General features: G+C 59.8%; 19 protein-coding genes and 1 pseudogene. 11 read left to right on the forward strand and 9 right to left on the reverse strand.

Annotated features, from left to right (window positions below; translation table 11 throughout):
- Positions 1–445: 445 nt before the first annotated feature.
- From ntrC to glnA, 5 genes are all read right to left on the reverse strand, one after another.
- Positions 446–1,882 carry a nitrogen regulation protein NR(I) gene (gene ntrC / locus AB4N74_RS25710; RefSeq protein ID WP_007909238.1) on the reverse strand — a complete coding sequence of 479 codons (1,437 nt, stop codon included), beginning with the start codon at positions 1,880–1,882 and terminating at the stop codon, positions 446–448.
- Positions 1,879–2,964, reverse strand: coding sequence for a nitrogen regulation protein NR(II) (glnL, locus tag AB4N74_RS25715; RefSeq protein ID WP_460097627.1), 1,086 nt, complete (start codon positions 2,962–2,964; stop codon positions 1,879–1,881). Before glnL ends, ntrC begins: the two co-directional genes overlap by 4 nt.
- Positions 2,965–3,195: 231 nt before the next feature.
- Positions 3,196–3,819, reverse strand: a complete 624-nt coding sequence (locus tag AB4N74_RS25720; protein ID WP_257356845.1) for a DUF4124 domain-containing protein — start codon at positions 3,817–3,819, stop codon at positions 3,196–3,198.
- Positions 3,816–4,328: a DUF4124 domain-containing protein gene (locus AB4N74_RS25725; RefSeq protein ID WP_257356846.1), complete on the reverse strand. Its 513-nt coding sequence runs from the start codon at positions 4,326–4,328 to the stop codon at positions 3,816–3,818. The genes AB4N74_RS25720 and AB4N74_RS25725 overlap by 4 nt, the downstream gene beginning before the upstream one ends.
- 285 nt (positions 4,329–4,613) lie before the next feature.
- The gene (glnA, locus tag AB4N74_RS25730) at positions 4,614–6,020 is read right to left on the reverse strand and encodes a type I glutamate--ammonia ligase (protein WP_007909254.1); all 1,407 of its coding nucleotides are present in this window, start codon (positions 6,018–6,020) and stop codon (positions 4,614–4,616) included.
- Positions 6,021–6,348: 328 nt separating this feature from the next.
- Between glnA and thiI the strand changes: the two genes are divergently transcribed.
- A complete protein-coding gene (gene thiI, locus AB4N74_RS25735; RefSeq protein ID WP_095047172.1) occupies positions 6,349–7,803 on the forward strand; it encodes a tRNA uracil 4-sulfurtransferase ThiI in 1,455 nt (484 codons plus the stop codon).
- Between the two features lie 139 nt (positions 7,804–7,942).
- Positions 7,943–9,763 carry a translational GTPase TypA gene (gene typA, locus AB4N74_RS25740; RefSeq protein WP_034153003.1) on the forward strand — a complete coding sequence of 607 codons (1,821 nt, stop codon included), beginning with the start codon at positions 7,943–7,945 and terminating at the stop codon, positions 9,761–9,763.
- 285 nt (positions 9,764–10,048) lie between these two features.
- Here typA and AB4N74_RS25745 read toward each other — a convergent pair whose 3' ends face one another.
- Complete coding sequence (locus AB4N74_RS25745) at positions 10,049–10,486, reverse strand: YkgJ family cysteine cluster protein (protein ID WP_093430042.1); 438 nt, start codon at positions 10,484–10,486, stop codon at positions 10,049–10,051.
- A gap of 259 nt (positions 10,487–10,745) precedes the next feature.
- Between AB4N74_RS25745 and AB4N74_RS25750 the strand changes: the two genes are divergently transcribed.
- From AB4N74_RS25750 to AB4N74_RS25770, 5 genes are all read left to right on the forward strand, one after another.
- Positions 10,746–13,196 carry a glycogen/starch/alpha-glucan phosphorylase gene (locus tag AB4N74_RS25750; RefSeq protein ID WP_116256343.1) on the forward strand — a complete coding sequence of 817 codons (2,451 nt, stop codon included), beginning with the start codon at positions 10,746–10,748 and terminating at the stop codon, positions 13,194–13,196.
- Positions 13,197–13,450: 254 nt separating this feature from the next.
- Positions 13,451–17,035: a DUF2339 domain-containing protein gene (locus tag AB4N74_RS25755; protein ID WP_460097631.1), complete on the forward strand. Its 3,585-nt coding sequence runs from the start codon at positions 13,451–13,453 to the stop codon at positions 17,033–17,035.
- Positions 17,032–18,396 (forward strand): DUF3999 domain-containing protein, encoded by a 1,365-nt coding sequence (locus AB4N74_RS25760; RefSeq protein WP_460097632.1) that lies wholly within the window; start codon positions 17,032–17,034, stop codon positions 18,394–18,396. Before AB4N74_RS25755 ends, AB4N74_RS25760 begins: the two co-directional genes overlap by 4 nt.
- 331 nt (positions 18,397–18,727) lie before the next feature.
- Positions 18,728–19,738 (forward strand): class 1 fructose-bisphosphatase, encoded by a 1,011-nt coding sequence (locus AB4N74_RS25765; protein ID WP_093430046.1) that lies wholly within the window; start codon positions 18,728–18,730, stop codon positions 19,736–19,738.
- Between the two features lie 3 nt (positions 19,739–19,741).
- A complete protein-coding gene (locus AB4N74_RS25770; RefSeq protein WP_093430047.1) occupies positions 19,742–20,344 on the forward strand; it encodes a DUF924 family protein in 603 nt (200 codons plus the stop codon).
- Positions 20,345–20,527: 183 nt separating this feature from the next.
- On the opposite strand, the gene AB4N74_RS25775 is transcribed toward AB4N74_RS25770, so the two are convergent.
- A complete protein-coding gene (locus AB4N74_RS25775) occupies positions 20,528–21,292 on the reverse strand; it encodes a methyl-accepting chemotaxis protein (protein ID WP_371748298.1) in 765 nt (254 codons plus the stop codon).
- Between the two features lie 141 nt (positions 21,293–21,433).
- Positions 21,434–22,420 (reverse strand): annotated as a pseudogene (locus tag AB4N74_RS25780) (cache domain-containing protein); the annotation flags it as partial.
- Between the two features lie 281 nt (positions 22,421–22,701).
- Here AB4N74_RS25780 and AB4N74_RS25785 point away from each other — a divergent pair.
- Both AB4N74_RS25785 and AB4N74_RS25790 read left to right on the forward strand, forming a co-directional pair.
- The gene (locus AB4N74_RS25785; protein WP_003220802.1) at positions 22,702–22,956 is read left to right on the forward strand and encodes a hypothetical protein; all 255 of its coding nucleotides are present in this window, start codon (positions 22,702–22,704) and stop codon (positions 22,954–22,956) included.
- A gap of 30 nt (positions 22,957–22,986) precedes the next feature.
- Positions 22,987–23,556 carry a lipocalin family protein gene (locus AB4N74_RS25790; protein ID WP_093430049.1) on the forward strand — a complete coding sequence of 190 codons (570 nt, stop codon included), beginning with the start codon at positions 22,987–22,989 and terminating at the stop codon, positions 23,554–23,556.
- 119 nt (positions 23,557–23,675) lie between these two features.
- Here AB4N74_RS25790 and AB4N74_RS25795 read toward each other — a convergent pair whose 3' ends face one another.
- A complete protein-coding gene (locus AB4N74_RS25795) occupies positions 23,676–25,040 on the reverse strand; it encodes a formimidoylglutamate deiminase (protein WP_257356850.1) in 1,365 nt (454 codons plus the stop codon).
- A 145-nt stretch (positions 25,041–25,185) separates the two neighbouring features.
- On the opposite strand from AB4N74_RS25795, the gene hutC reads away from it, so the two are divergent.
- Both hutC and AB4N74_RS25805 read left to right on the forward strand, forming a co-directional pair.
- Positions 25,186–25,896: a histidine utilization repressor gene (hutC, locus tag AB4N74_RS25800; protein WP_163013658.1), complete on the forward strand. Its 711-nt coding sequence runs from the start codon at positions 25,186–25,188 to the stop codon at positions 25,894–25,896.
- On the forward strand, positions 25,893–26,462 hold the full coding sequence (locus AB4N74_RS25805; RefSeq protein ID WP_460097635.1) for a HutD/Ves family protein: 570 nt from the start codon (positions 25,893–25,895) through the stop codon (positions 26,460–26,462). The genes hutC and AB4N74_RS25805 overlap by 4 nt, the downstream gene beginning before the upstream one ends.
- Positions 26,463–26,489: the final 27 nt, after the last annotated feature.

Here is a 26,489-nt window from a genome sequence, read left to right on the forward strand (position 1 = left end):
GGTGTAAAGAGGGGAATCCCCGGCCTGCCTGTACCAAGGTCCCCGAAACGGGTGGTGAATCGAATCACCTGTAAGGGATATTGCAGGGGGCGTGCCAGGTTTTCATTTGCTGAAACAAAAAAGCTGATCAGAGACATCAAAGCCCCGAAATTCGGGGCTTTGATGTTTATGAAAACGGGTTTATCAGCGTTTTCAGGGTTGAGTTGTGGCGATGCGGCTGTGCGCGATCGCGGGTCATTGTGCATTGATGCGGTGCACGGTGGCCCTCACCCTAACCCTCTCCCAGAGGGAGAGGGGACTGACCAAGTTGTCTGGGAGAGCTACGCCGACGTGAAATACCGAGTCGAATTCAGGTTTCGAAAACATCCGGGATCTGCGCCCTCTCCCTCTGGGAGAGGGCTGGGAAGGATCCTGAGCACGCAGCAATCCTCAAGCGAACAATTCGTTAACCCTCATCCCCCTCATCATCATCCCCGCCATCGACCTTCATCCCCAATTCCTTGATCTTGCGCGTCAGGGTATTGCGCCCCCAGCCCAGCAACACGGCGGCATCGCGACGACGCCCGGCGGTGTGCTTCAAAGCCGTCTCGATCATGATCCGCTCGAACGCCGGCACCGCGCTGTCGAGCAGGCTCGACTGGCCACGCGCCAAGGCCTGGTCGGCCCACTGACGCAATGCTTGCTCCCAATTGGTCACTGGCGCCGAGTCCTGCGGCAGGTTCAGCAGTTCTGGCGGCAGGTCGCTGATGTGCACTTCGCGCCCGGACGCCATCACGGTGATCCAGCGGCAGGTGTTCTCCAACTGACGCACGTTGCCGCCCCACGGCAGGTTCTTCAGGTATTCCTCGGTCTCGCTCTTCAGCAGCTTCGGTTCCACCGCCAGTTCTTGCGCAGCGCGGCTGAGGAAGTGCTTGGCCAGGGTCGGGATGTCTTCACGACGATCCGACAGGCGCGGGATGTGGATACGGATTACGTTGAGGCGGTGGAACAAGTCCTCGCGGAACTTGCCGGCGTGCACCAGGGTTTCCAGATTCTGGTGTGTCGCGGCGATGATGCGCACATCGACTTTGACCGGCACGTGGCCGCCCACACGATAGAATTCGCCATCGGCGAGAACCCGGAGCAAGCGGGTTTGGGTGTCGGCCGGCATATCACCGATTTCATCGAGGAACAGTGTGCCGCCGTCGGCCTGTTCGAAACGCCCGCGACGCAAATTTGCTGCGCCGGTGAACGCGCCTTTCTCATGGCCGAACAGTTCGGATTCCATCAGATCCTTGGGGATCGCCGCCATGTTCAGCGCGATGAATGGCGAGGCCGCGCGCGGACTGTGGCGGTGCAGGGCGTGGGCCACCAGTTCTTTACCGGTACCGGATTCGCCGTTGATCAACACGGTAATGTTGGAGTGGCTCAAGCGGCCGATGGCGCGAAACACTTCCTGCATCGCCGGCGCTTCGCCGATGATTTCCGGGGTGCGCGTCAGTGCCGGCACCACTTCCAGGCCTTGCTGCTCTTGCGCATGCTGATTCGCGCGCTTGACCAGCGACACCGCTTCATCAACGTCGAACGGCTTCGGCAGGTACTCGAACGCGCCGCCCTGATACGAGGCGACAGCGCTGTCCAGATCGGAGTGAGCGGTCATGATGATGACCGGCAACCGTGGATGCTGTTCGCGGATCCGCGCCAGCAGATCCAGACCGCTGGCACCGGGCATGCGAATGTCGGAAATGATCACGTCCGGCTGCTGACGGGCCAAGCGACTCATCACGCCATCGGCGCTGTCGAAGCTCTGGGTGGTCATGCCTTCCTGCTGCAAGGCTTTTTCCAGAACCCAACGGATAGAACGGTCGTCATCGACGATCCACACGGTTTCACTACGGCTCATGTCGATGTGGCTCCTTGTTCCAGTGGCAGAAAGACCGAGAAGGTGGTGTGGCCTGGATGGCTGTCACACTCGATCAGGCCCTGGTGCTGGCTGATGATGTTCTGGGTAATGGCCAGGCCCAGCCCGGTACCGTCCGGACGACCGCTGACCATGGGAAAGAAAATGGTTTCCTGAAGTTCCGCCGGGATCCCCGGGCCGTTGTCGATGATCTCGATCTTGGTCACCAGCCGATGGCGGACGTGGCCGATGGTGAACTGGCGCATGGTTCGGGTACGCAGGCTGATGCGGCCAAGGCGCAATTCGTTCTGGCTGCTGATCGCTTGCATCGCGTTGCGTACGATGTTCAACACCGCCTGAATCATTTGTTCGCGGTCGATCAGTACGTCGGGGATGCTTGGGTCGTAATCACGCACCAAGGTGATGCAGCCCTGGCTTTCCGCTTCGACCAGTTGGCAGACGCGCTCGAGCACTTCATGAACGTTGCACATCGCCAGCGACGGCAGTTTGTTCGAGCCGAGCATGCGGTCGACCAGATTACGCAGGCGGTCGGCTTCTTCAATGATCACGTTGGTGTAATCGCGCAGGCTGTCTTCCGGCAGCTCGCGGGCCAGCAATTGCGCGGCGCCGCGGATGCCACCGAGCGGATTCTTGATCTCGTGAGCGAGGCCGCGTACCAACATCTTGCTGGTTTCCTGCTTGGACAGCTGCGCCTCCTCCTTGGTGATCCGCAGCAAGCGGTCACGCGGATGGACCTCCAGCAGGAGCATGGTCGCGCCATTGCTGAGGATTGGCGTCACCGCGTAATCCACGGTCAATGTCTGGCCAGTGAGGGCGGTAAGCATCGCCTCGCGCTTGGTGAAGGGATGCGCCTGCTCTACGGCCTGACGCAGTGAATTCAGCGCCTCGGTGGATTCGGTGAACAGCTCGCTGATGAACTGCCCATGGCTGCGCTGCCCGCTGATGGCGAGCAGCATCTCCGCCGCCGGGTTCATGTACTCGAGGCGCAATTCGGCGTCGAGCAGGATGGTGGCGGTGGTCAGGTTGTCGAGCAGCAAACGGTGGATTGCGTCGCTAATAGTCATCGGAGCCTCTTTTGGGGGCGGAGCGTGCGCAACAAGCAAGCGTCGGTGAACGGAAAATGCAAAAACCAAACCAAGGCTCCGAAAAGAAGCGTTCGTCGCCTGAAACAGGCGTTTGACGCTCGTTTGAGTGGCAGGGTGCCAGCTCGAACGGGAAGTTTCGAACCAAAATGGGTTGGAATGTGAGTACGGTGCAGTCAGTTGCACCAATATAGTGCGCAAAGCTGGGCGGAGTTAGAAGAAACGCAGGAAGGGGTTTTTCGGCTCGGGCGGTTTGTCTTTCAGCGGGCATTCCGGGCGCACGCCGTAGTCGTCGGCGACGCAGGGTTTGACTTGGCGTTTCTGCGCTAGGGAAATGCGTAGCATGTGGAAGGGCTGGTTGGCGGTGCGTTCGACGGTACGTCCTTCCATGTCGAGGATTTCAACCGAGAGATTGTGGCTGCCACGGTCGATGTTGCTGAGCGGGAAGACCGGGCTCAGGCCGGGCTCGCCGGTGGCTTGGCCATCCAGTAGCAGTCGATAACGATGGCCTTTTTGCAGACCCGGTTCGCTGGTGACGCTGACGATGATTTCGCCGGCGCTGCTGCGAATCGTTGCATCGGGTTCAGGTACCAGAATGCGCAGCATGTCGTAGTGGAAGGGTGGTTGCTCTGGGGTTTTTTTTGCAGTTGTGACTGGCACGGCGACGGTGGGGTTTGCGGACATGCGATTGCTGTTCGCGATCGGTACGCGCTTGGCATTGCCACGCGGCTGGTCGGTGTAGACGCGATTGCCTTGGGCATCGATATAAGTGAACACCTCAGCCGATGCTTGCAGCGTGAGCAGCGCCAGCCCCGCAATCAGCCACGCACGAATCATGGCTTGTGCACCCGCTGTACGCTGAGAGGGACTGGCGCGCTCTGCTGGATGACCGTCTGCCCGTCAATCACCTGCACCGCTAGACGATGTTCGCCGCGATCAACGTTCACTAATTGCAGGATCGGCACGTTGCTCGGCTGGCCGTAAGGCTCATCGTCCAATACCAGCCTTAACTGATGCGGCGGTTGCAGACGCGGCTTGATCAGCACTTGGACGGTGAACGTGCCGTTATTGGCGCGCAGGGCCTCTTCGGTGGGTAGACCAGCGAGTTCAAGAATGTCGTAGGCGTTGCGCACAGGCTCGCGGGTTTCGGTGCTGGATGGAGGCGGTGTGCTCGGTGTTTGCGGCTCGACCCTGTTAAGCGGCGGCAACTCCACTGGCTGTGCTTGCACGCCGTCTGGCGAGTGATCGCTGTACACCGTGTTGCCGTTGGCGTCGGTGTACTTGTAGATCTGCGCGACGGCGGGCAGGGCGATCAGCAGCAGTATGTAGAGAAAGGTGCGACCCATGAAATCGACCGGGATTGAAAGCGATGGGGTGCAGCATAGGCCAGACGCGGCGGTTGGCCCAACCCGGCACACATCCGGAGATCATTCAGACACCACAATTCCCCTGTAGGAGTGAGCCTGCTCGCGATGGCGTCGTGTCAGTCAGCATTACCTCCAATGATCCACCGCTATCGCGAGCAGGCTCACTCCTACAGGGATCCTGGTCGACCTTAAAATCCGGGCAATAAAAAAGGCCTCCCGAAGGAGGCCTCTTTCACTCACGCCGCGTAGCGCAGCGCTACCGGATCAGCAGCTGTAGTACAGCTCATATTCCAGTGGGTGTACGAAGGTGCGAACCTTGATTTCTTCTTCCGATTTCAGCGCGATGTAAGCGTCGATGAAGTCGTCGGAGAACACGCCGCCCTTGGTCAGGAACGCGCGGCCCTTGTCCAGCTCTTCCAGGGCTTCTTTCAGGCTGCCGCAAACTTGCGGGATCTCTTTCGCCTCTTCAGGCGGCAGGTCGTACAGGTTTTTGTCAGCTGCGTCGCCTGGGTGGATCTTGTTCTGGATACCGTCCAGACCGGCCATCAGCAGAGCTGCGAAGGCCAGGTACGGGTTGGCAGCCGGATCCGGGAAGCGTGCTTCGATACGGCGGGCTTTCGGGCTCGACACGTAAGGAATACGGATCGAAGCGGAACGGTTGCGGGCCGAGTAGGCCAGCATTACCGGAGCTTCGAAGCCTGGTACCAGACGCTTGTAGGAGTTGGTCGCCGGGTTGGTGAAGCCGTTCAGGGCCTTACCGTGTTTGATGATGCCGCCGATGAAGTACAGAGCGGTATCGGACAGACCGGCATAGCCTTCACCGGCGAAGGTGTTCTTGCCGTCTTTCCAGATCGACATGTGTACGTGCATGCCCGAACCGTTGTCGCCGTACAGTGGCTTCGGCATGAAGGTCGCGGTGCGGCCGTAAGCGTCAGCCACGTTGTGCACAACGTACTTCAGGGTTTGGGTTTCGTCGGCTTTCTTCACCAGGGTGTTGAACTTGACGCCGATTTCGTTCTGGCCGGCAGTCGCCACTTCGTGGTGGTGAACTTCGACGGTCAGACCCATTTCTTCCAGTGCGTTGCACATGGAGGTACGGATTTCGTGGTCGTGGTCGAACGGCGGAACCGGGAAGTAGCCGCCTTTGACGCCTGGACGGTGACCTTTGTTGCCGCCTTCGATGTCCTGGTCGGACATCCACGAACCTTGCTCGGAGTAGATCTTGAACATCGAGCCGGAGATGTCCGACTTGAATTTCACCGAGTCAAAGATGAAGAACTCAGGCTCAGGACCGGCGAACACAGTGTCACCGATACCGGTGGCTTTCAGGTGTTCTTCGGCGCGCTTGGCGATCGCACGTGGGTCGCGGTCGTAGCCTTGCATGCTCGAAGGTTCGATGATGTCGCACACCAGGATCAGGGTGGCGTCTTCGGTGAACGGGTCGAGAACCGCAGTTTCGTCAACCGGCATCAGGATCATGTCGGAGGCTTCGATGCCTTTCCAGCCAGCAATGGAGGAACCGTCGAACATCTTGCCGACTTCGAAGAAGTCTTCATCCAGCGCATCGCGAGCCGGCATGGTCACGTGGTGCTGAGTGCCTTTGGTGTCCGTGAAGCGCAGATCAATCCACTTGACGTCATGATCTTTGATGAGTTGAACCGTCTTCGACATATGTCCTCCGGGTGGCTTCGGGCTTGGTAGTGGATGCCCTTGAATTTGGGTGATGCCGGCGCGAATACTCTGCCAAGGCAACCTGCCTCACAAGGGAGCAAATTGCATGCCAGTGCCCCAGCATGGGTTTTTTGCCCCAAATTCACGCTTATAAAGGTGCAAAGCACCTGATTGTGGAAAATCTCGCCCTCTAATGTAGCGTCTTGAGTCAGAAATGACCTGTTTTGGTGCGCGCTAAACCTTCTGCACATTAACTGGTTAAACCTTGAGCAATTTCCGCTATAATCCGCGCCCCCCTTTTTCGGCTGGCCGTTCGCGCGCTGTTTTCATGAAACTAATCGTAAAAGTCTTCCCCGAGATCACCATCAAAAGCCGACCTGTCCGGACGAAGTTCATCCGCCAGTTGGCCAAGAACATCCGCACCGTGCTCCGTGACCTGGACCCGGCCGTGGTGGTGAACGGTGTGTGGGACAATCTCGAGCTGGAAACCCGCGTTACCGACCCCAAAGCCTTGAAAGAGATGGGTGAGCGCCTGACCTGCATGCCGGGCATCGCGCACTTTCTGCAGATCGACGAGTACCCGCTGGGCGACTTCGACGACATCACCGAGAAGTGCAAACAGCACTACGGCGATGCACTGGCCGGGAAGATTTTCTCGGTGCGCTGCAAGCGCGCGGGCAAGCACACCTTCAGCTCGATGGACGTCGAAAAATACGTCGGCAGCAAGCTGCGCCGTGAGTGCGGTGCTGCCGGTATCGACCTGAAAGCACCGGAAATCGAAGTCCGCATCGAAGTTCGCGACAAACGGTTGTTTGTGATTCACAGCCAGCACAACGGCATCGGCGGTTACCCGCTCGGTGCGTTGGAGCAGACTCTGGTATTGATGTCCGGCGGCTTTGACTCAACCGTTGCGGCGTACCAGATCATTCGTCGTGGCCTGATGACGCACTTCTGCTTCTTCAATCTGGGCGGTCGTGCCCATGAATTGGGCGTGATGGAAGTCGCGCATTTCATCTGGAAGAAGTACGGCAGCTCGCAACGCGTGCTATTTGTCAGTGTTCCGTTCGAAGAAGTGTTGGGCGAAATTCTCGGCAAAGTCGATAACAGTCATATGGGCGTCGTATTGAAGCGTATGATGTTGCGCGCGGCTTCCAACATCGCCGATCGCCTGCACATCGAAGCGCTGGTCACCGGCGAGGCGATCTCCCAGGTGTCGAGCCAGACCCTGCCGAATCTGTCGGTGATCGACTGCGTGACCGACAAACTGGTCCTGCGTCCGCTGATCGTGGCGCACAAGCAGGACATCATCGACACGGCCAACGAGATCGGCACCGCCGATTTCGCCCGGCACATGCCGGAGTACTGCGGGGTCATTTCGGTCAATCCGAAGACGGCCGCCAAACGCGGTCGCGTTGAGCACGAAGAGAAAGAATTCGACATGGCGGTGCTCGAGCGTGCGCTCGAAAACGCCAAACTGGTGCCGATCGATCGGGTGATCGACGAATTGGGCCAGGACGTACAGATTGAAGAAGTCAGCGAAGCACTGGCCGGTCAGATCGTGATCGACATCCGTCACCCGGATGCCGCCGAGGATGAGCCGCTGGAACTCGCTGGCGTAGAAGTACAGACGATGCCGTTCTACGCAGTGAACGCTCGTTTCAAGGAGCTGGATCCGACTCGCCAGTACCTGCTGTATTGCGACAAAGGCGTGATGAGTCGCCTGCATGCTCACCATTTGCTCAGTGAGGGGCATGCCAATGTGCGCGTTTATCGACCGAGCTAAGTGCCCGGGGCTGTTTGCCTGTGGCCTGCGTCACCGGCCCCCCGACACCGCCGTCAAGCTGTAACGGCCATGCCGGACACTACTGCTAATCGCTGCCAAGACTTGTCAGCAAACCGAATCCTCTGATCGAGATACACAAGTGATCGAAAATCTACGCAACATCGCCATCATTGCCCACGTTGACCATGGTAAGACCACCCTGGTAGACAAACTCCTGCGTCAATCCGGCACCCTGGAGCGCAACGAGCTCAACGACGAGCGCGTGATGGACTCCAACGACCAGGAAAAAGAGCGCGGTATTACCATTCTGGCGAAAAACACCGCCATCAACTGGAACGGCTACCACATCAACATCGTGGACACCCCGGGCCACGCCGACTTCGGCGGCGAAGTTGAACGTGTAATGTCGATGGTTGACTCCGTTCTGCTGCTGGTTGACGCTCAAGACGGCCCTATGCCGCAAACCCGTTTCGTGACCAAGAAGGCTTTCGAAGCCGGCCTGCGTCCAATCGTGGTAATCAACAAGGTTGACCGTCCAGGCGCACGTCCGGACTGGGTTCTGGACCAGATCTTCGACCTGTTCGACAACCTCGGTGCGACCGAAGAACAACTGGACTTCCAGGTTGTTTACGCTTCGGCCCTGAACGGCATTGCCGGTCTGGATCACACCGCCATGGCTGAAGACATGACCCCGCTGTACCAAGCGGTAGTCGACCACGTTCCGCCTCCGGCCGTTGACCGTGACGGCGCGTTCCAGATGCAGATCTCCGCTCTGGACTACAACAGCTTCCTGGGTGTTATCGGCGTTGGCCGTATCGCTCGTGGCCGCGTCAAGCCGAACACCCCGGTTGTGGCGATCGGTGCCGACGGCAAGCGCCGTAACGGCCGTATCCTGAAACTGATGGGTCACCACGGTCTGCACCGCATCGACGTTGAAGAAGCTGCAGCAGGCGATATCGTTTGCATCAGCGGTATGGACTCGCTGTTCATCTCCGACACCCTGTGCCACCCGGACACTGTCGAGGCGATGAAGCCTCTGACCGTTGACGAGCCAACCGTTTCGATGACCTTCCAGGTAAACGACTCGCCATTCTGCGGTAAAGAAGGCAAGTTCGTGACGTCCCGCAACATCAAGGACCGTCTGGACAAAGAGCTGCTGTACAACGTTGCACTGCGCGTTGAAGAAGGCGACACCGCTGACAAGTTCAAGGTTTCCGGCCGTGGTGAGCTGCACCTCTCGGTACTGATCGAAACCATGCGTCGCGAAGGCTTCGAGCTGGCCCTGGGCCGTCCTGAAGTGATCATTCGTGAAGTGAACGGCGTTAAACAAGAACCGTTCGAAAACGTGACCATCGACATCCCTGAAGAAGCTCAGGGCAAGGTCATGGAAGAGATGGGTCTGCGTAAAGGCGACCTGAGCAACATGGTGCCGGATGGCAAGGGCCGTGTTCGTCTGGAATACAACATCCCTGCTCGCGGTCTGATCGGTTTCCGTAACCAGTTCCTGACCCTGACCAACGGTGCTGGCATCCTGACCTCGATCTTCGATCGCTACGACACCGTCAAGTCGGGCCACATGTCCGGCCGTCAGAACGGCGTTCTGGTTTCGGTTGAAACCGGCAAGGCACTGACCTACTCGCTGGAAACCCTGCAGGCTCGTGGCAAGCTGTTCGTAGAACACGGCCAGGAGATCTACAACGGTCAAATCGTTGGTCAGAACAGCCGCGACAACGACCTGGGTGTAAACCCGACCAAAGGCAAGAAGCTCGACAACATGCGTGCTTCGGGTAAAGACGAAACCATCGCTCTGGTACCACCTGTTCGCTTCACTCTGGAACAGGCTCTGGAATACATCCAGGAAGACGAGCTGTGCGAAGTTACTCCTAAGTCCATCCGTCTTCGCAAGAAGATCCTGGACGAAAGCGAGCGTACCCGCGCTGCCAAGAAAGCCAAGGCGTAATTTAGCCTGAGCTTGAAAAAACGCCCCCGGTCGCGAGACCGGGGGCGTTTTTGTTTGTTTGGGATAAGTGTGTTGAAGCTGAAAAGCCCCTCACCCTAGCCCTCCCGAAACGTCGGACCGCCCGTAGGGAGAGGGGACTGACCGAGTTGTTCTTTGGCTTTGCATCGACCTGAGTAATCGAGTCGACCTCAGGTTTGGAAGCGACAGAGATCGGCTCCCTCTCCCTCGGGAGAGGGCTGGGGTGAGGGGCTGGGGTTTAACGGCTACCGAAGAACTCAGCGTCGTTCAGAAGCGCTCTATCGCGCGGAAATTCTGCACGCGCTCAACTTCCTTCGGCTTATAAGCGCAATACCCCGGACGCGGTCCGATCTTCGGGTGATTGCGGCAGGTATCCGGGCGCTTGTCATAAATGGTGCACAAGCGGCTCTTACGATCCAGGTAGTAGCAATCGTTGTTGCTCATGCGCTGCAGGGTAAAGATGCCGGACTTCTGGTTGAAGCGCTCGACCAGGCCTTCCTTTTGCAGACGCTTGGCGATGTTCTTCGGCGGATCGCCCAGTTCGAATTCGTCGACCACGCCGATGCGCACCAGATCCTTGATCTTTACTTCGACCGGCAGCGTGCAGCAGCTGGACATGCAGGAACCGCACATCGGGGCCGAATATTTCGCCCACGTATCGAGACGATCGATCTCGGCGGCGGCAATCAGGTTGGGCTTCATCATCGGGAGTTACCAGGCGTGTGTGCATCAGGGCGCGCGATCATACCGGGACTGGTGGATTTTTGAACAACCTTTCGCCAGATTTTTTCTCCATGCAGGCACATTGCCGGACAATTCGGCACGGCCCCTGCATTCATTAGCCCATCCGCCAGGGTAATGCCGGGCCATCGCACCGTCTCAGGAAAAACTGCCGAACCAGCGCCGCGACCGTCGGTCAGACCGTCTAGGCTCAGACAATTCCCGCTCGCTCGAGGTCCTATTGATGACTCAAGAACCACTAGTTCGCGAAGCAGAGGTGGCCGCATTCCGCGACGCCGTCCTGACCAAGCTCACCTACGCGGTGGGCAAAGACCCCGACCACGCCTTCGACCATGACTGGTTCGAAGCCATCGCTTTGGCGGCGCGTGATCATATGGTCGAGCACTGGATGGACCACACCCGGCAGATCTACCGCAAAGGTCAGAAACGGGTGTATTACCTCTCGCTGGAATTCCTCATCGGCCGCTTGCTCTACGACAGCCTGAGCAATCTTGGCTTGCTCGACGTCGCCCGTGAAGCGCTGACTGAACTCGGTGTCGACCTGGAGCGTATCCGTTTGCTGGAACCTGATGCAGCGCTCGGTAACGGTGGCCTCGGTCGTCTGGCCGCGTGCTTCATGGAAAGCATGTCGACCCTCGGTATCGCCGGCCACGGTTATGGCATTCGGTATGAGCACGGCTTGTTCCGCCAGGCCATCGTCGACGGCTGGCAGCAGGAACAGACCGAGCACTGGCTGGATTTCGGCAACCCGTGGGAGTTCGAGCGGCCAGAGGTCGTCTACTCCATCGGCTTCGGCGGCAGCGTCGAAACCGTCACCGACATCTCCGGCAAGTCCAAACAAGTCTGGTCGCCGGCAGAAACTGTCCGCGCGATCGCTTATGACACGCCGGTCGTTGGCTGGCGCGGGGCGAGCGTCAATACACTGCGCCTCTGGCGTGCGCGCGCCATGGAAGATTTGCACCTGGAGCGTTTCAACGCCGGTGACCACTTGGGCGCTGTCGCCGAAGTGGCCCGGGCCGAAAGTATCTCCCGCGTGCTCTACCCGGCGGACAGCACCGAAGCGGGGCAGGAGCTGCGCCTGCGTCAGGAATACTTCTTTGTCGCCGCTTCGCTTCAGGATCTGCTGCGCCGTCATCGCAACATGCACACCTCGGTGCTGACCCTGGGTGATCACGCGGCGATTCAGCTCAACGACACGCACCCCTCGATTGCTGTCGCCGAATTGATGCGCCAACTGGTCGACGTCTACGACGTGGCTTGGGATGCGGCGTGGCAAGTCACCGTCGACACGCTGTCGTATACCAACCACACGTTGCTGCCGGAAGCGCTGGAAACCTGGCCGGTGGGCTTGATGGAACGCATGCTGCCGCGACATATGCAGATCATTTATCTGATCAATGCTCAGCACATCGACTCGCTGCGCGCCAAAGGCATTCACGATTTCGACGTGCTGCGCGCGGTGTCGCTGATCGAAGAAGACAACGGTCGCCGTGTGCGCATGGGTAACCTCGCGTTCCTCGGTTCGCACAGCGTCAACGGCGTGTCCGGACTGCATACGCAACTGATGCGCAAAACCGTGTTTGCCGAACTGCACAAGCTCTATCCCGAGCGGATCAACAACAAAACCAACGGCATTACCTTCCGCCGTTGGCTGTTCCAGGCCAACGCTGAACTGACCTCGATGCTGGTCGACTCGCTGGGTCCCGAGGTGCTGGATAACCCCGAAGAGCGCCTGCTCGATCTCGAACCGTTCGCCGAGAAAACCGCATTCCGCAAAGCCTTTGCCGAGCAACGGCTGCACAGCAAGAAAGCCCTGGCGTATCTGATTCACGAACGCTTGGGCATCGCGGTCAATCCGGCGGCGATGTTCGATGTACAGGTCAAACGCATCCACGAATATAAACGTCAGTTGCTCAACCTGATGCACACCGTGGCGCTGTATCAGGCGATCCGCGCCGAGCCGGAAGTCGACTGGGTGCCGAGGGTGAAAATCTTCGCCGGTAAAGCGGCGGCGAGTTATCACCAGGCCAAACTGATCATCAAACTGACGAACGATATCGCTCGGGTGGTGAACAACGATCCGACCGTGCGCGGCCTGCTGAAAGTGGTGTTCCTGCCCAACTACAACGTCAGCCTGGCGGAGAGCATCATTCCGGCGGCGGACTTGTCCGAGCAGATTTCCACTGCCGGCTTCGAAGCATCAGGCACCAGTAACATGAAGTTCGGCCTCAACGGCGCGCTGACCATTGGCACACTGGACGGCGCCAACGTGGAAATGTGCGAACGCATCGGGGCCGAGCACATGTTTATCTTCGGTCTCAGCGCGCAGCAGGTGGAAGCGCGTAAACAGAATCATGAGTTCAGCGCAGTGCCAGACATCGCTGCATCCCATCGCTTGAACGATGTGCTGCAAGCGATTCGCGGTGGGGTGTTTTCGCCGGATGACACCTCGCGCTATACCGGGCTGATCGATTCGCTGGTGGATTACGACCGCTTCCTGGTCTGCGCCGACTTCGACTCCTACTGGGAAGCGCAGAAACGCGTTGAGGCGCACTGGCACGACTCCAACAACTGGTGGCGTTCAGCAGTACTCAACACGGCGCGGATGGGCTGGTTCTCGTCTGACCGGACGATTCGTGAGTACGCCACGGATATCTGGAAAGCGTTGGAGTAACTTTCCGCAACAAATCTGCGCAAGGCCCAACGTTTGTTGGGCCGGATCGATATACTGAGCGCCGGTTACCGGTAGCTCCAGTCACCACCAATCCAATGTAGGAGTGAGCCTGCTCGCGAAGCGGTTGTCTTGTTAAACAGAAATGTTGGCTGACAAACCGCTTTCGCGAGCAGGCTCGCTCCCACAGGGTTTGTGCCTAGACTGAAGCAATCGCCGGACTCGCCCCGTCTTGGGGCTGCTTAGGGATATCGACCATGCAATGGATGTTCATGTTGATCGGGCTGGTGCTCGGCTGGCTGCTCGACGAGTCGTTCAGTGATGCGCTGTTGGGCGCGTTGTTGGGGCTGGCAATCGGGCAGACGATCCGCATCGCGCGGCTTGGCTCGTTGGCGGCGGCGCAACAGCAGCAACTTGAGCAGGCGAAGGTCGCTTTGCAAGGCGTCGAGCAACGTCTGTTTTTGCTCGAAGGCGCGCCCCTTCATGCTGCGCCGCCACCGACTTCGGCGCCGGCCGCCGAACCTGTCGTCGAACCCCTCAAAGCAGTCGAAGAAGCCCCGGCCCCCGAACTGATCTGGGAGCTGCCGCCCGAACTCGAACCGATTTCCGCCGTCGCCAGCGAAACCAGTCAACCGCTGCCCGCCGATGTCTGGCGCCTTGATGCCGTGACGCCCGAACCGCAACAACCTGCCGAACCCCGTGGCCCGAACCTCATCGAACGCGGCATAAGTGCTGCGCGCAATTGGCTGTTTGGCGGCAACACCGTGCTGCGGGTCGGCGTGGTGTTGCTGTTTTTCGGTCTGGCATTCCTGTTGCGCTACGCCACCGAAGGCATGGTCGTGCCGATCGAGTTGCGTTACGCCGGTGTCGCGGCGGCCGCGTTGGGCCTGCTCGCGCTGGGTTGGTGGCTGCGCCGGCGCAACAGCAATTACGCGCTAATGTTGCAAGGCACCGGGATCGCGGTGCTGTATTTGACGGTGTTTGCGGCCATGCGCCTGCACCCGTTGCTCGATCCGTCTGCTGCGTTGGGATTGCTGGTCGCGGTGACGGTGTTCTCGGCGATTCTGGCGATCACTCAGGATGCTTTAGGGCTGGCGGCTGCGGCGGCATTGGGCGGTTTCGCGGCGCCGATCCTGACCTCGACCGGCGCCGGCAACCACGTCGCGCTGTTCAGCTATTTCGCGCTACTCAATGCTGGCATTCTTGCCATCGCCTGGTTCAAGGCCTGGCGTCTACTCAACCTGATCGGCTTCGTCGGCACCTTTGGCATCGGCTTCGCCTGGGGCCTGCGTTCGTACGCGCCGGAGCTGTTGTGGAGCACCGAGCCGTTCCTGATCCTGTTCTTCCTGATGTACCTCGCCATCGGCCTGCTGTTCGCCCGCCGCAAGTTGCTCGACATGCCCGATGCACCTGCGGATGGCGATCGCGAAGCGTTGCTGCACTGGTCGGCGCGCAAGGGCGATTACGTCGACGGCACGATGTTGTTCGGACCGCCGATCATTGGCTTCGGATTGCAGTTTGCGTTGGTGCAGCATCTGGAATTTGCCGCAGCGTTCAGTGCGCTGGCGCTAGGCATGATCTACATGGCACTGGCCAAGGTGTTGATGGGTGGCCGGGCGGTTCTGCTGGGCGAAACCTGTCTGGCGCTCGGAGTGATTTTTGCCAGTCTGGCGATCCCGCTGGGACTCGATGCGCGCTGGACCTCGGCGGCATGGGCAGTGGAAGGCGCGGGGATTTTCTGGCTCGGTTTGCGTCAGCATCGACCGTTCGCTCGGGCGTTTGCCTTGCTGCTGCAACTGGGGTCGGCACTGGCGTTTCTCAGTCAGTTGCGCGTCGGCGAGAGCAGTCTGCTTGACGGTGCTCCGCTGGGTGCGCTGATGCTCGGCATTGCGTTGCTGTTCAGTTTCTATCAATTGCGCAAGGCCACGCCGGAACAAGCCTCGCCTTGGGAGCGTCAAGGCTTGCCGGTGTTGGCGTGTCTGGGCCTGACCGTCCTCTATCTGCTGGCGCCGCTGTTCTTCTTCGTTCAAGCCGCGGCGATCAGTTGGGCGCTGGCCGGGCTGGCAACTCTGTTGGTCGGTCTGCGCATTCAATCGCGCACGTTCCTGTTCAGCGCGTTTGCCGTGCAGTTGCTCGGCGGTGCGTTATTCCTGTTGCGTCTGCAAGGCGCGGGCGAGGATTCGGCGGCGGTGTTCAGCGCCGGCTGGAGCGGGTTGCTCAGCGCGTCGTTGATCGGGCTGGCGTTGATCGCCGGCATGCTGTTGGCGGCTCGCGATGAAATGGTGCGTGGCGATGTGCGTCTGTTACGCGGTTTGTCGGTGGTGCTGCTGGCCGGTCTGGTGCTGATCAATCTGGCGGTGCTGTTCGTGCTGCCATGGCAAACGGCGAGTGCGGTGTGGGCCGCGAGTGGTTTGCTGATCATCTGGCTGAGCCTGTACCTCAAGCAGCGCGTAAGTTTTGTCTTTGGTCTGCTGTTGCAGTTGATTGGTGGCGCGGCGTTTTTGCTGGCCGGCCCCGAGTTGCTTGGGCCACTGTCCAGCGAAGGCCTGAAACCGTTGGCCCATGGCGGATTCTGGACACCGCTGGTACTGGGCTTGGCTGCGATGATCGGTGCCTGGCGCCTGCAACTGGGCAATCACGCCTCGGCATTCGATGCGTTGAGTTTGCAGCGCTTGTCAGAAGTGTTGCTGCTGTGGGGGGCCGGTTGGTGGGCGTTGGCGTGGGTCAGCGAGGTGCTGCGTTTTGCTGCGCCGAATCTGCAAGGCCCGTTGTTGCTGCTGGTCGCCGCTTTGAGCGTGGCGCTGTGGACGCTGTTGTCGCTGCGCTTGAAATGGCCGGCGCTGGGCCTGCTTTGCACCTTGTTGATTCCGGCTGCGGCGCTGGTGCTGTTCGGGGCCTGGCATTCGCGTTATCACCCGGCGGCCGATTTCGGTTGGCTGGCGTGGGCAGCAGTGTTCGCCGTGCATTTCTTCAGCTTGCGACGTTTGGCGCCGATGTTGCCGGCGCGCGCCTTGAGCGCGGCGCATGTGCTCGGCTGCTGGCTGCTGATTGGCGTGCTGGCGTTGGAGTTGCGCTACGGTCTGCTGCTGTTGTCCGAGCAATACAACGCCTGGCGTTGGCTGGGCTGGGCGATTCTGCCGAGCCTGTATCTGCTGCTGGCGGCGGCACCGCGCAGTTGGCCGTGGCCGGTGGCGGCATTCCCTCGCGAGTACCGTTTGTACGCCGCTGCGCCGTTGGCGGTGTTGATGCTCGCATGGTTCTGGCTGGCGAATGGTGTCAGCGATGGCAACGCCGAGCCGCTGCCATACGTGCCGCTGCTCAATCCATTGGAGCTGGGTTTGTTGTTCGCATTGTTCGGTGTTTACGTCTGGTCGCGTAGCGCGGTTTCGCAGCTGTCGATTCGCCAGGACTACGCCGATTACGCGACGCAACTGGTCGCCGGGGTTTCGCTGTTCGCCTTTTGCACCGCGTTGGTCACCCGCGCGGCGCACCATTGGGCCGGCATCCCGTTCGAGCTGGATACGTTGCTCGCCTCAATGCTGGTGCAGGCCGGGTTGTCGATCGTCTGGACGCTGATGGCGCTGGGGTTGATGATCGGCGGCCATCTGCGCCATCGCCGCGAAGTGTGGCTGATCGGCGCGGCGCTGATTGCGTTGGTGGTGGCCAAACTGATTTTTGTCGAATTGAGCAACCGTGGCGGTCTCGCCCGGATCGTCTCGTTTATCGGTGTCGGCGTGTTGCTGCTGGTGGTCGGCTATTTCGCGCCACTGCCGCCCAAACGCGTCGACGCTGAACCGGCGGTGGACAAACCGGCCCCGGACACCGAAGGAGTTTCATCTTGAGTCGCATGCGAAATCTGGGTTGGTTGGCGTTGGGCGTGGTGATGGCGGCCGGCGCTCAGGAAAAACCGGCGGACTTCGCCACGCAGGTGTCGCTGTCAGTCTCTGGCAACGGTCCGTGGTACCGCCTCGAATTGCCGTTGAGCGTGCAATTGCAGGCACGCCAGACCGATCTCAGTGATCTGCGTGTGTTCAACGCTGCCGGCGAAGCGCAGGCCTACGCCTTGGCGCGCGAATCAGCGCAGACCCGCGACGACGGCCGCTTGCATGAGGTGAAATGGTTCCCGCTGTACAACGCCGCCGACGCCAGCGAACGCGCGCCGAATGTGCGTGTGCAATCGACCACCAACGGCACGCTGGTCGAGGTGCAGCCGTCCAGTCAGTTGGAAGCGGGTGAAGAGGTGCTGCGTGGCTGGCTGCTGGATGCCAGCGCGATCAAGGCGCCGTTGCAGCAGTTGATCCTCGACTGGACCAGCGAGCGCGACGGCTTCCAGCGCTTCAGCATTGAAGCCAGCGACGATCTGCAACACTGGCAAGCGTGGGGCGAGGGGCAGGTCGCGCGGCTGACCTTTTCCGATGAGCGCATCGTGCAGCACGAAGTGACGCTGCCGGGGCAGTCGGCGCGTTATGTGCGGTTGTTATGGGAGTCGCCGAACTCGGCGCCGATCCTGACGTCGGCGCAGCTGAAAAGCAGTGATCCGCGCAATGTGCCGCTGCCTTTGGTCTGGTCGCCGGCGTTGGCCGGCAGCAGCACCAAGACCGGTGAATACACCTGGCAGTTGCCGATGGGGCTGAATGTCGAGCGCGTGCAGGTCGAGCTGAAACAGCCGAACAGCCTGGCGCCGGTGACGCTGGCGGGGCGTCGCGAAAGCAGCTTGCCGTGGCAGACGTTGGGCAATGGCTTGCTCTATCGCCTGAGCCAGAATGGTCAGGATGTGGTGCAGAACGAATTGCCGCTCTACGGGCAGACCGTGCAGCAGTTGAAACTGAGCGTGGATGAGCGTGGCGGTGGTTTGGGTGAGCAGGCGCCGGGTCTGAAATATGCGGTGCGGGCGACGCAGGTGGTTTTCCTCGCGCGGGGCGAGGGGCCGTACAGTCTGGCGGTGGGCAATGCGACGGTGAAGACAGCGAACTTGCCGTTGGCGACGCTGATTCCGGATTTCAAACCGGAGAAGCTGGCGGGGTTGGGTAAGGCGATGGTCCAGGGTGAGGCGGTTGTCACGCAAACTTCAACCGCAACAGCGGCGGCGGTGGCCGAGACCAATTGGAAGAAGATCGGCCTGTGGGCGGTGTTGTTGTTGAGTGTGGTTTTTCTCGGGGCGATGGCGTTCAGCCTATTGCGCAAGCCGCCTGCCAAATCCTGAAAAGGCGGGTGCTGCGCACCCGATCGCGAGCAGGCTCACTCCTACAGTTGATTGCATTTCTCCAGATGGAATGCGATCAACTGTAGGAGTGAGCCTGCTCGCGATAGCGGCCTACCAGCCAATACATATTCCGAACTGATCAATTAACCCCCAGCCACACCCGTCCGATTTCCAACTACGCTAAACCCGCTACCTGAACTCTCCCCCGACAATCACGTCTCATACAGGCAAATACACCCCAACGCACGTTACCGGGCGTCTTCGCTCGCTACGTTTTCAGACTCCCTGTAAACTGCGCGGGTTTTTAGCCCCCATTCCACCGGAGCCGTCCATGTCCCGCGTTACCCTGAGTCGCTATTTGATTGAGCAGACCCGCAGCAATAACACTCCTGCCGATCTGCGTTTCCTGATCGAAGTGGTCGCGCGTGCTTGCAAAGAAATCAGCCACGCCGTGTCCAAAGGCGCCCTGGGTGGTGTTCTGGGCAGCATGGGCACTGAAAACGTCCAAGGCGAAGTGCAGAAGAAGCTCGACGTGATCTCCAACGAGATCCTGCTCGAAGCCAACGAATGGGGCGGTCACCTGGCCGGCATGGCGTCCGAAGAAATGGACAACGCCTACCAGATCCCGGGCAAATACCCGAAAGGCGCGTACCTGCTGGTATTCGACCCACTGGACGGCTCGTCGAACATCGACATCAACGCCCCGGTCGGCACCATCTTCTCGGTACTGCGTTGCCCGAACGAATACCTGAGCCAGAACGAGCCGCTGAACGAAAAAGCCTTCCTGCAGCCAGGCACCCAGCAGGTTGCTGCCGGTTACGCGATCTACGGCCCGCAAACCATGCTGGTACTGACCTTGGGCGACGGCGTGAAGGGCTTCACCCTCGATCGTGAAATGGGCAGCTTCGTGCTGACCCACGAAGACATCACCATTCCTGAATCGACCCAGGAATTCGCGATCAACATGTCCAACCAGCGTCACTGGGAAGCCCCGGTACAACGTTACGTTGGCGAGTTGCTGGCCGGCGAAGAAGGTCCGCTGAAAAAGAACTACAACATGCGTTGGGTCGCGGCGATGGTTGCCGACGTACACCGCATCCTGACCCGTGGCGGTCTGTTCATGTACCCGCGCGACAGCCGCGAGCCATCCAAACCAGGCAAACTGCGTCTGATGTACGAAGCCAACCCGATGTCGTTCCTGGTGGAACAAGCGGGCGGCGCGTCCACTGACGGTCACCAGCGCATCCTCGACATTCAGCCGGACGGTCTGCACCAGCGTGTAGCGGTGTTCCTCGGTTCGAAAGAAGAAGTCGCCCGCGCTACGGCCTACCACAAGGAATAAACCATGACCGCGCCCTGGCAGCCGTTGCTCGATTGGTGGTTCGGACATGCCGAATCCCCCGACGAGATAGCGGCTGACAAGGGCAAGTTGTGGTTCGGTAAGCGAGACAGCCAAGACCTCGAAGCGCGTGAGCGTTTCGGGGTCTTTGTCGATCAGGCCCTGGCCGGCGAATTGACCGCGTGGACGCAACGTCCCGAAGGTTGGCTGGCGGTGGTGTTATTGCTCGATCAACTGCCGCGAATGATCTTTCGCGACACCCCAAAAGCGTTTTCCGGCGATCTGCGCGCGCAGAAACTCGTTGCCCAAGGCATTGCGGCGGATTTTGATCGGCAGTTGAAACCGATTCAGCGTGTGTTTATTTATCTTGTGTTTGAGCACTGCGAGAATCTTGCGGTGCAGAACGAGGCGGTTTCCAGGTTTATCGAACTGGTGGCTGAACAGCCGGAAGCGGAGCGGGCGGTGTTTGCGGATAATCTGGATTATGCCGAGCGGCATCGGAAAGTGATTGCGCGGTTTGGCCGGTTTCCGCATCGCAATGCGGTGTTGGGGCGGGAGTCTACGGCGGAGGAGTTGGTGTTTCTTTCCGAGCCGGGTTCACGGTTTTAAGAGCTTTCCCTCACCCTAGCCCTCTCCCGGAGGGAGAGGGGACTGACCGAGTTGTCTGGTCTTGATACATCGACCTGCAATTTCTGAGTCGAACTCAGGTCTGGAAAATCCCCCGATCGGCTCCCTTTCCCCCTCGCCCCCCTTGGGGGAGAGGGCTGGGGTGAGGGGGTAAAGCCCTTGATCTTAAATGCGGAAACTACCCACCAATTGCTTCAGCCGCGCCGCCTGCTGCTCCAGATCCGAGCACGCCCGCAACGTCGCCTGCAAGTTCTCCACACCTTCCTGATTCAGCGTGTTGATCTCGTTGATATCGACATTGATCGACTCGACCACCGCCGTCTGCTCTTCAGTCGCCGTCGCTACCGACTGGTTCATCCCGTCGATCTCACCGATACGCTGAGTCACGCTACCCAATCGCTCACCGGCCTGGTTGGCGATACCGACACTGCTTTCACTCTCACGCTGGCTCTCGGTCATGATGCTGACCGCCTGACGCGCGCCGACCTGCAGCTCTTCGATCATCTTTTGCACTTGCTGCGCCGAATCCTGGGTGCGGTGGGCGAGGTTGCGCACTTCATCTGCGACCACGGCGAAACCACGCCCAGCTTCACCGGCACGCGCTGCTTCGATCGCGGCGTTGAGCGCGAGCAGATTGGTCTGCTGGGAAATGCTGGTGATCACTTCGAGAATCTGGCCGATGTTCACCGTGTTGCTGTTCAGGGTTTCGATGTTGCCGCAGGAATCGCTGATCTTCGCCGACAGCTGTTGCATGGCCTGGATGGTTTTATCCACAACCTGCTGACCGTCGACCGCGAGGCTGCGGGCATCGCTGGAGTGCTGCGAGGCGAGGGCGGCGTTCTGGGCGATTTCCTGGGCGGCGGCGCCGAGTTGGTTGATCGCGGCGGCGACGCTGTTGGTACGGCTGGACTGCTGATCGGAGTTGTACATCGACGAGTTCGACGCCGCGACTACGCGCAGGGCGACTTCGTTGACCTGGCCGGTGGCCGAAGACACTTCACGGATCGAGGTGTGAATGCGCTCGACGAAACGGTTGAACGAGGTGCCTAGCGCGCCGAACTCGTCGTTGCCGTGGATCACCAGACGTTTAGTCAGGTCGCCTTCACCTTCGGCGATGTCGTGCATCGCTCGGCCCATGGTCAGCAACGGTTGCATCAGCACGCGAATGAGCATGCCGAGCAGGGCGATGATGATCACCACGGCAATAACCATGGCGATCAGCGCCGAGGTGCGGAATTCGCTGAGCATTGCGAACGCGGTGTCTTTATCGAGTACCAGCGCCACGTACCAGTCGGCCGACGGCACGCCGTTGATGTGGGTGAAGGAGATCAGTTGGGTTTTGCCGTCGAACTCGACTTCTTTCAGACCCGGGCTGACTTTCGGCGCACCATTGGGATAGGCCTCGGCAAGGGTCTTGAGTACCAGTTTGCTGTCCGGGTGGATCAGGATCTTGCCGTCGGCACTGACGATGAATGCGTGACCGTGGCCACCGAAGTTCAGCGAGTTGATGATCGCGCTGACGCTGGTCAGGTCGATGTCGGCACCGGCGACGCCGAGCATCTGGCCCTGGCGCTGAACAGGTGTTGCGACAGTGATCACCAGTTTGCCCGAGGACGCGGCGATGTACGGTTCGGTGACAATGGTCTGTTGCGCGCTGTTTGCCGCTTTGTACCAGCCACGGGCGCGTGGATCGTAATCCGGCGCGCGATTGCCGGCCGGCACCGAGAACATCACGCCGTCAGCGCCGCCGAAATAGCTGAGCTGAAAATTGCCGGTGTAGGCGGGCAGGTCGATGATGCGTTTCAGGCTGGCGGGAGCGTTACCGTCGACGGCGACTTGCTGCGACAGCGATTGCAGCAATTGAATGCGGCTTTCCAGCCAGGTCTGGATGTTGCTGGTGGTCAGGCTGCCCAGCTCCTGCATCGAGGCTTCGGTGCTGCTGTTCAAGGCTTCGCGCTGTCGATAGTCGTTGAAGAAAATGAAACAGGCGAACGCAATGGCCACCACGAGGGCGGCAGCCAACAAGATCTTGTGGCTGAATTTCATGTTTCTGGTCATCGAATGAACTACCGCGAAGGGGCTGGTCAAGAAGGGGCGGCAATTTGCCACACTCTGGGGCTTTGCGCTGCTTTTATGTCGACCGCGTTGCGCCAAAGATTAGGCGTCTTTGGCGAAATGCGACGAAATGCTCAATAGCCCTACAAAGTGTCTGATTTATCGGCAAATGCCAGACGGGCGGCCTGATAAATAGCCGTTCGGCCACGGAACCAGATGAGGGTTTTCTCTTCTAAGCTTCTGGTTGGCACCATGCCATCCCCCCTCGTTCCAGGAGTTACACCATGTCGCTGCGATCTATCGCCCTTCTGACGTTTTGCGTGCTGTTGGCCGCATGCAGCAAGGTCAATCAGGAAAACTATTCGAAGCTCTCGGCCGGTATGGCCAAGGCCGAAGTCGAGACTCTGCTCGGCAAGCCCACCGATTGCTCGGGCGCGCTCGGCATGTCCAGTTGCACTTGGGGCGACAAGAACAGCTTTATCAGCGTGCAGTACGCCGGTGACAAAGTGCTGATGTTTTCCGGCCAAGGCCTGAAGTAAACCGGGGCTTCGCGCCCACGGAGAAGAAAAATGAAGCGGTTATTGCTGATCCTTTTTGCCGGCCTGGTACTGGCCGGCTGCGCCACTTCCGGCGTCGACCCGTTGGCGCCGAAAACCGTCAACAGCGTCAATCTCAAGCGCTATCAAGGCACCTGGTACGAGCTGGCGCGCTTGCCGATGTACTTCCAGCGCAATTGCGCACAGTCCGAAGCCCATTACACCCTCAAGCCGGACGGCAATGTCGCGGTGCTCAATCGCTGCCTGACTCCGGACTGGCAGTGGGAAGAGGCCAAGGGCACGGCTTATCCACAGGTGCCGGGCAAGACCGACAAGCTCTGGGTCGAATTCGATACCTGGTTCTCACGTCTGATTCCGGGTGTGGCGAAAGGTGAATACTGGGTGTTGTACGTCAGCGATGACTACAAGACCGCCATCGTCGGCGACCCGAGTCGCAAGTACATGTGGTTGCTGTCGCGCACACCGACCGTCAACGGGGTGGTCCGTGAAGAGCTGCTGAGCAAGGCGCGTCAGCAGGGTTATGACACCACGCGATTGATCTGGCGAGCGTCGGATCGGCAGATGGCCAAGACCTCAAACTAAAGAACACCACAAAACCAATGTAGGAGTGAGCCTGCTCGCGATAGCGTTGTGTCAGAGCACCAATAAGTGACTGACACACTGCGATCGCGAGCAGGCTCACTCCTACATTTGGTTATGCGTCAGCCGAGGAGGTCGCGCAGGACTTGGGTGAACGCTCGCGCACTGGCTTCTTCCCCGGCATGTCGACCATCGCGCACCACCCACTGACCATTGACCAACACGTCGCGCACCTGCCGATCGCCACCGGCAAACAACCAGCGATTCAAAATCCCGTCGCCATTGGCCGTCGCCAGATACGGGTCATTGCCATCGAGCACGATCCAGTCTGCACGCTTGCCCACTTCCAGCGCCCCGATCGGCTGCCCCAACGCCTGCGCACCGCCATCCAGCGCCGCGTCATACAGCGTGCGCCCGACCATCGGTTGATCTGCACCGTACAAACGGTTACGCCGCTGATCGCGCAGGCGCTGGCCGTATTCCAGCCAACGCAATTCCTCCACCACGCTGAGCGACACATGGCTGTCGGAACCGATACCCATGCGCCCACCCTGAGCGAGGAAATCCACCGCCGGGAAGATCCCGTCGCCCAGATTTGCTTCGGTGGTCAGACACAGACCGGCAATGGCGCGACTCTTGGCCATCAGCGTGACTTCTTCAGGGTTGGCATGAGTGGCGTGGACCAGGCACCAGCGCTGATCGACTTCGGCATTTTCATACAGCCATTGCAGCGGACGCCGACCGCTCCAGCTCAGGCAGTCGTCGACTTCCTTCTGCTGTTCGGCGATGTGGATGTGCACCGGGCATTGCTTGTCGCTGGCGGCCAGTACTTCGCTGATCTGCTGCGGCGTTACCGCGCGCAACGAGTGGAAGCACAGGCCCAGCGATTGCGCCTTTTGCTGCGCCAACATTGGCTGCAGGCGCGATTGCAGATTCAGGTAATTTTCGGTGCTGTTGATAAAGCGGCGTTGGCCATCGTTGGGCGTCTGGCCACCGAAACCGGAATGGCTGTAGAGCACCGGCAACAGGGTCAGACCGATGCCGCTTTCACTCGCAGCCTGGCTGATGCGCAAGGCCAGTTCAGCCGGGTCGGCGTAAGGCTGACCATTGCTGTCGTGGTGCACGTAGTGAAATTCAGCGACGGAGGTATAACCGGCCTTGAGCATTTCGATGTACAGCTGACGGGCAATCACGCCGAGTTGATCCGGGCTGATTTTTCCGACGAGCCGATACATCAGATCGCGCCACGTCCAGAAACTGTCGTTCGGATTGCCGGCCACTTCAGCCAGACCCGCCATCGCCCGCTGGAAGGCGTGGGAGTGCAGATTCGGCATGCCCGGCAGCAGCGGGCCGCTCAGCCGTTCGGCGCCGTCTGCGGTGGAATCGGCCTGAATCTGGGTCAGCAGGCCATCGGCGCTGACCTCAAGACGTACATTGTTGGCCCATCCGTTAGGCAGCAGCGCGCGTTCGGCAAAGAAGGCGGACATGGTTCGGCACCCCATCGTGTGTTATTTGTATATACATATACAGACGTTTGCCTGCCCGGTAAACTCCGGCAAGCTAGCCACTTTCACCAATGAACAGGGATCAACCGTGCCGACTCCGCCTCCAGTCTCCCCGTTGGCCGCGAACATGGGCGACAGTCCGGCGCCCTTGTACGCCCGCGTCAAACAGATGATCACCCAGCAGATCGACAGCGGAAACTGGCCGCCGCACTACCGCGTGCCGTCCGAAAGCGAGCTGGTCAATCAACTCGGTTTCAGCCGCATGACCATCAACCGCGCCCTGCGCGAGATGACTGCCGATGGTCTGTTGGTGCGCATGCAAGGCGTCGGCACCTTTGTCGCCGAACCGAAGAGCCAGTCTGCGCTGTTCGAAGTGCACAACATCGCCGACGAAATCGCCTCCCGTGGCCATCGCCACACCTGCCAGGTCATCACTCTTGAAGAAGAGGCTGCTGGTTCCGAGCGCGCGCTGGCGCTGGACATGCGTGAAGGGCAGAAGGTGTTCCACTCGCTGATCGTGCATTACGAAAATGATATTCCGGTGCAAATCGAAGACCGTTTCGTCAACGCACTGGTCGCGCCGGAATACCTCAAGCAGGATTTCACTCTGCAGACGCCTTACGCGTATCTCAATCAGGTGGCACCGCTGACTGAGGGCGAGCACGTGGTTGAAGCGATTCTGGCCGAGCCCTCCGAGTGCAAGTTGCTGCAGATTGAAAAAGGCGAGCCGTGTTTGCTGATTCGTCGCCGCACGTGGTCGGGGCGCCAGCCGGTTACCGCTGCTCGACTGATTCACCCAGGTTCCCGTCATCGTCTGGAAGGACGCTTTCATAAATGACTCAAGTGAAGGTTTTACGCGCCGAAGGCTACCCGCGCATGCCGTGGAAAAACGGTGGCGGCAGCACTGAAGAAATCACCCGTGACGCGGGTGCCGGCCTGGACGGTTTTGGCTGGCGCCTGTCGATTGCCGACATTGCTGAGTCGGGCGGTTTTTCGACGTTCGCCGGTTACCAGCGGGTGATTACCGTGTTGCAGGGTGACGGCATGACCTTGTGCGTTGACGGCGACGATACGCGGCCGCTGTTACCGCTCGACCCGTTTGCTTTCAGTGGTGAGAGCCAGGTGTCGTGCACGCTGTTAGGCGGTGCGATTCGCGATTTCAACCTGATCTATGCACCGCAGCGTTACAGCGCGCGGTTGCAGTGGCTGGATGGCGAGCAGCGATTCTTCAGCTCGGCGGGAACGGTGCTGGTGTTCAGTGTCAGTGAGCTGCTGCAAGTGCAGGTTGGTGACAGTGTTTCTCAGTTGGGGCGACATGACTGTCTGCAACTGGACGGCAACAGCGGGCTGGTCGAAGTTGCCGTTGATGCGGGTTGCTGTGTCATTGAGCTGACTGCCCGCTGATTGAAAAATCTTAAAAGATCGCAGCCT

This window comes from Pseudomonas sp. H3_C08 (assembly GCF_054669455.1).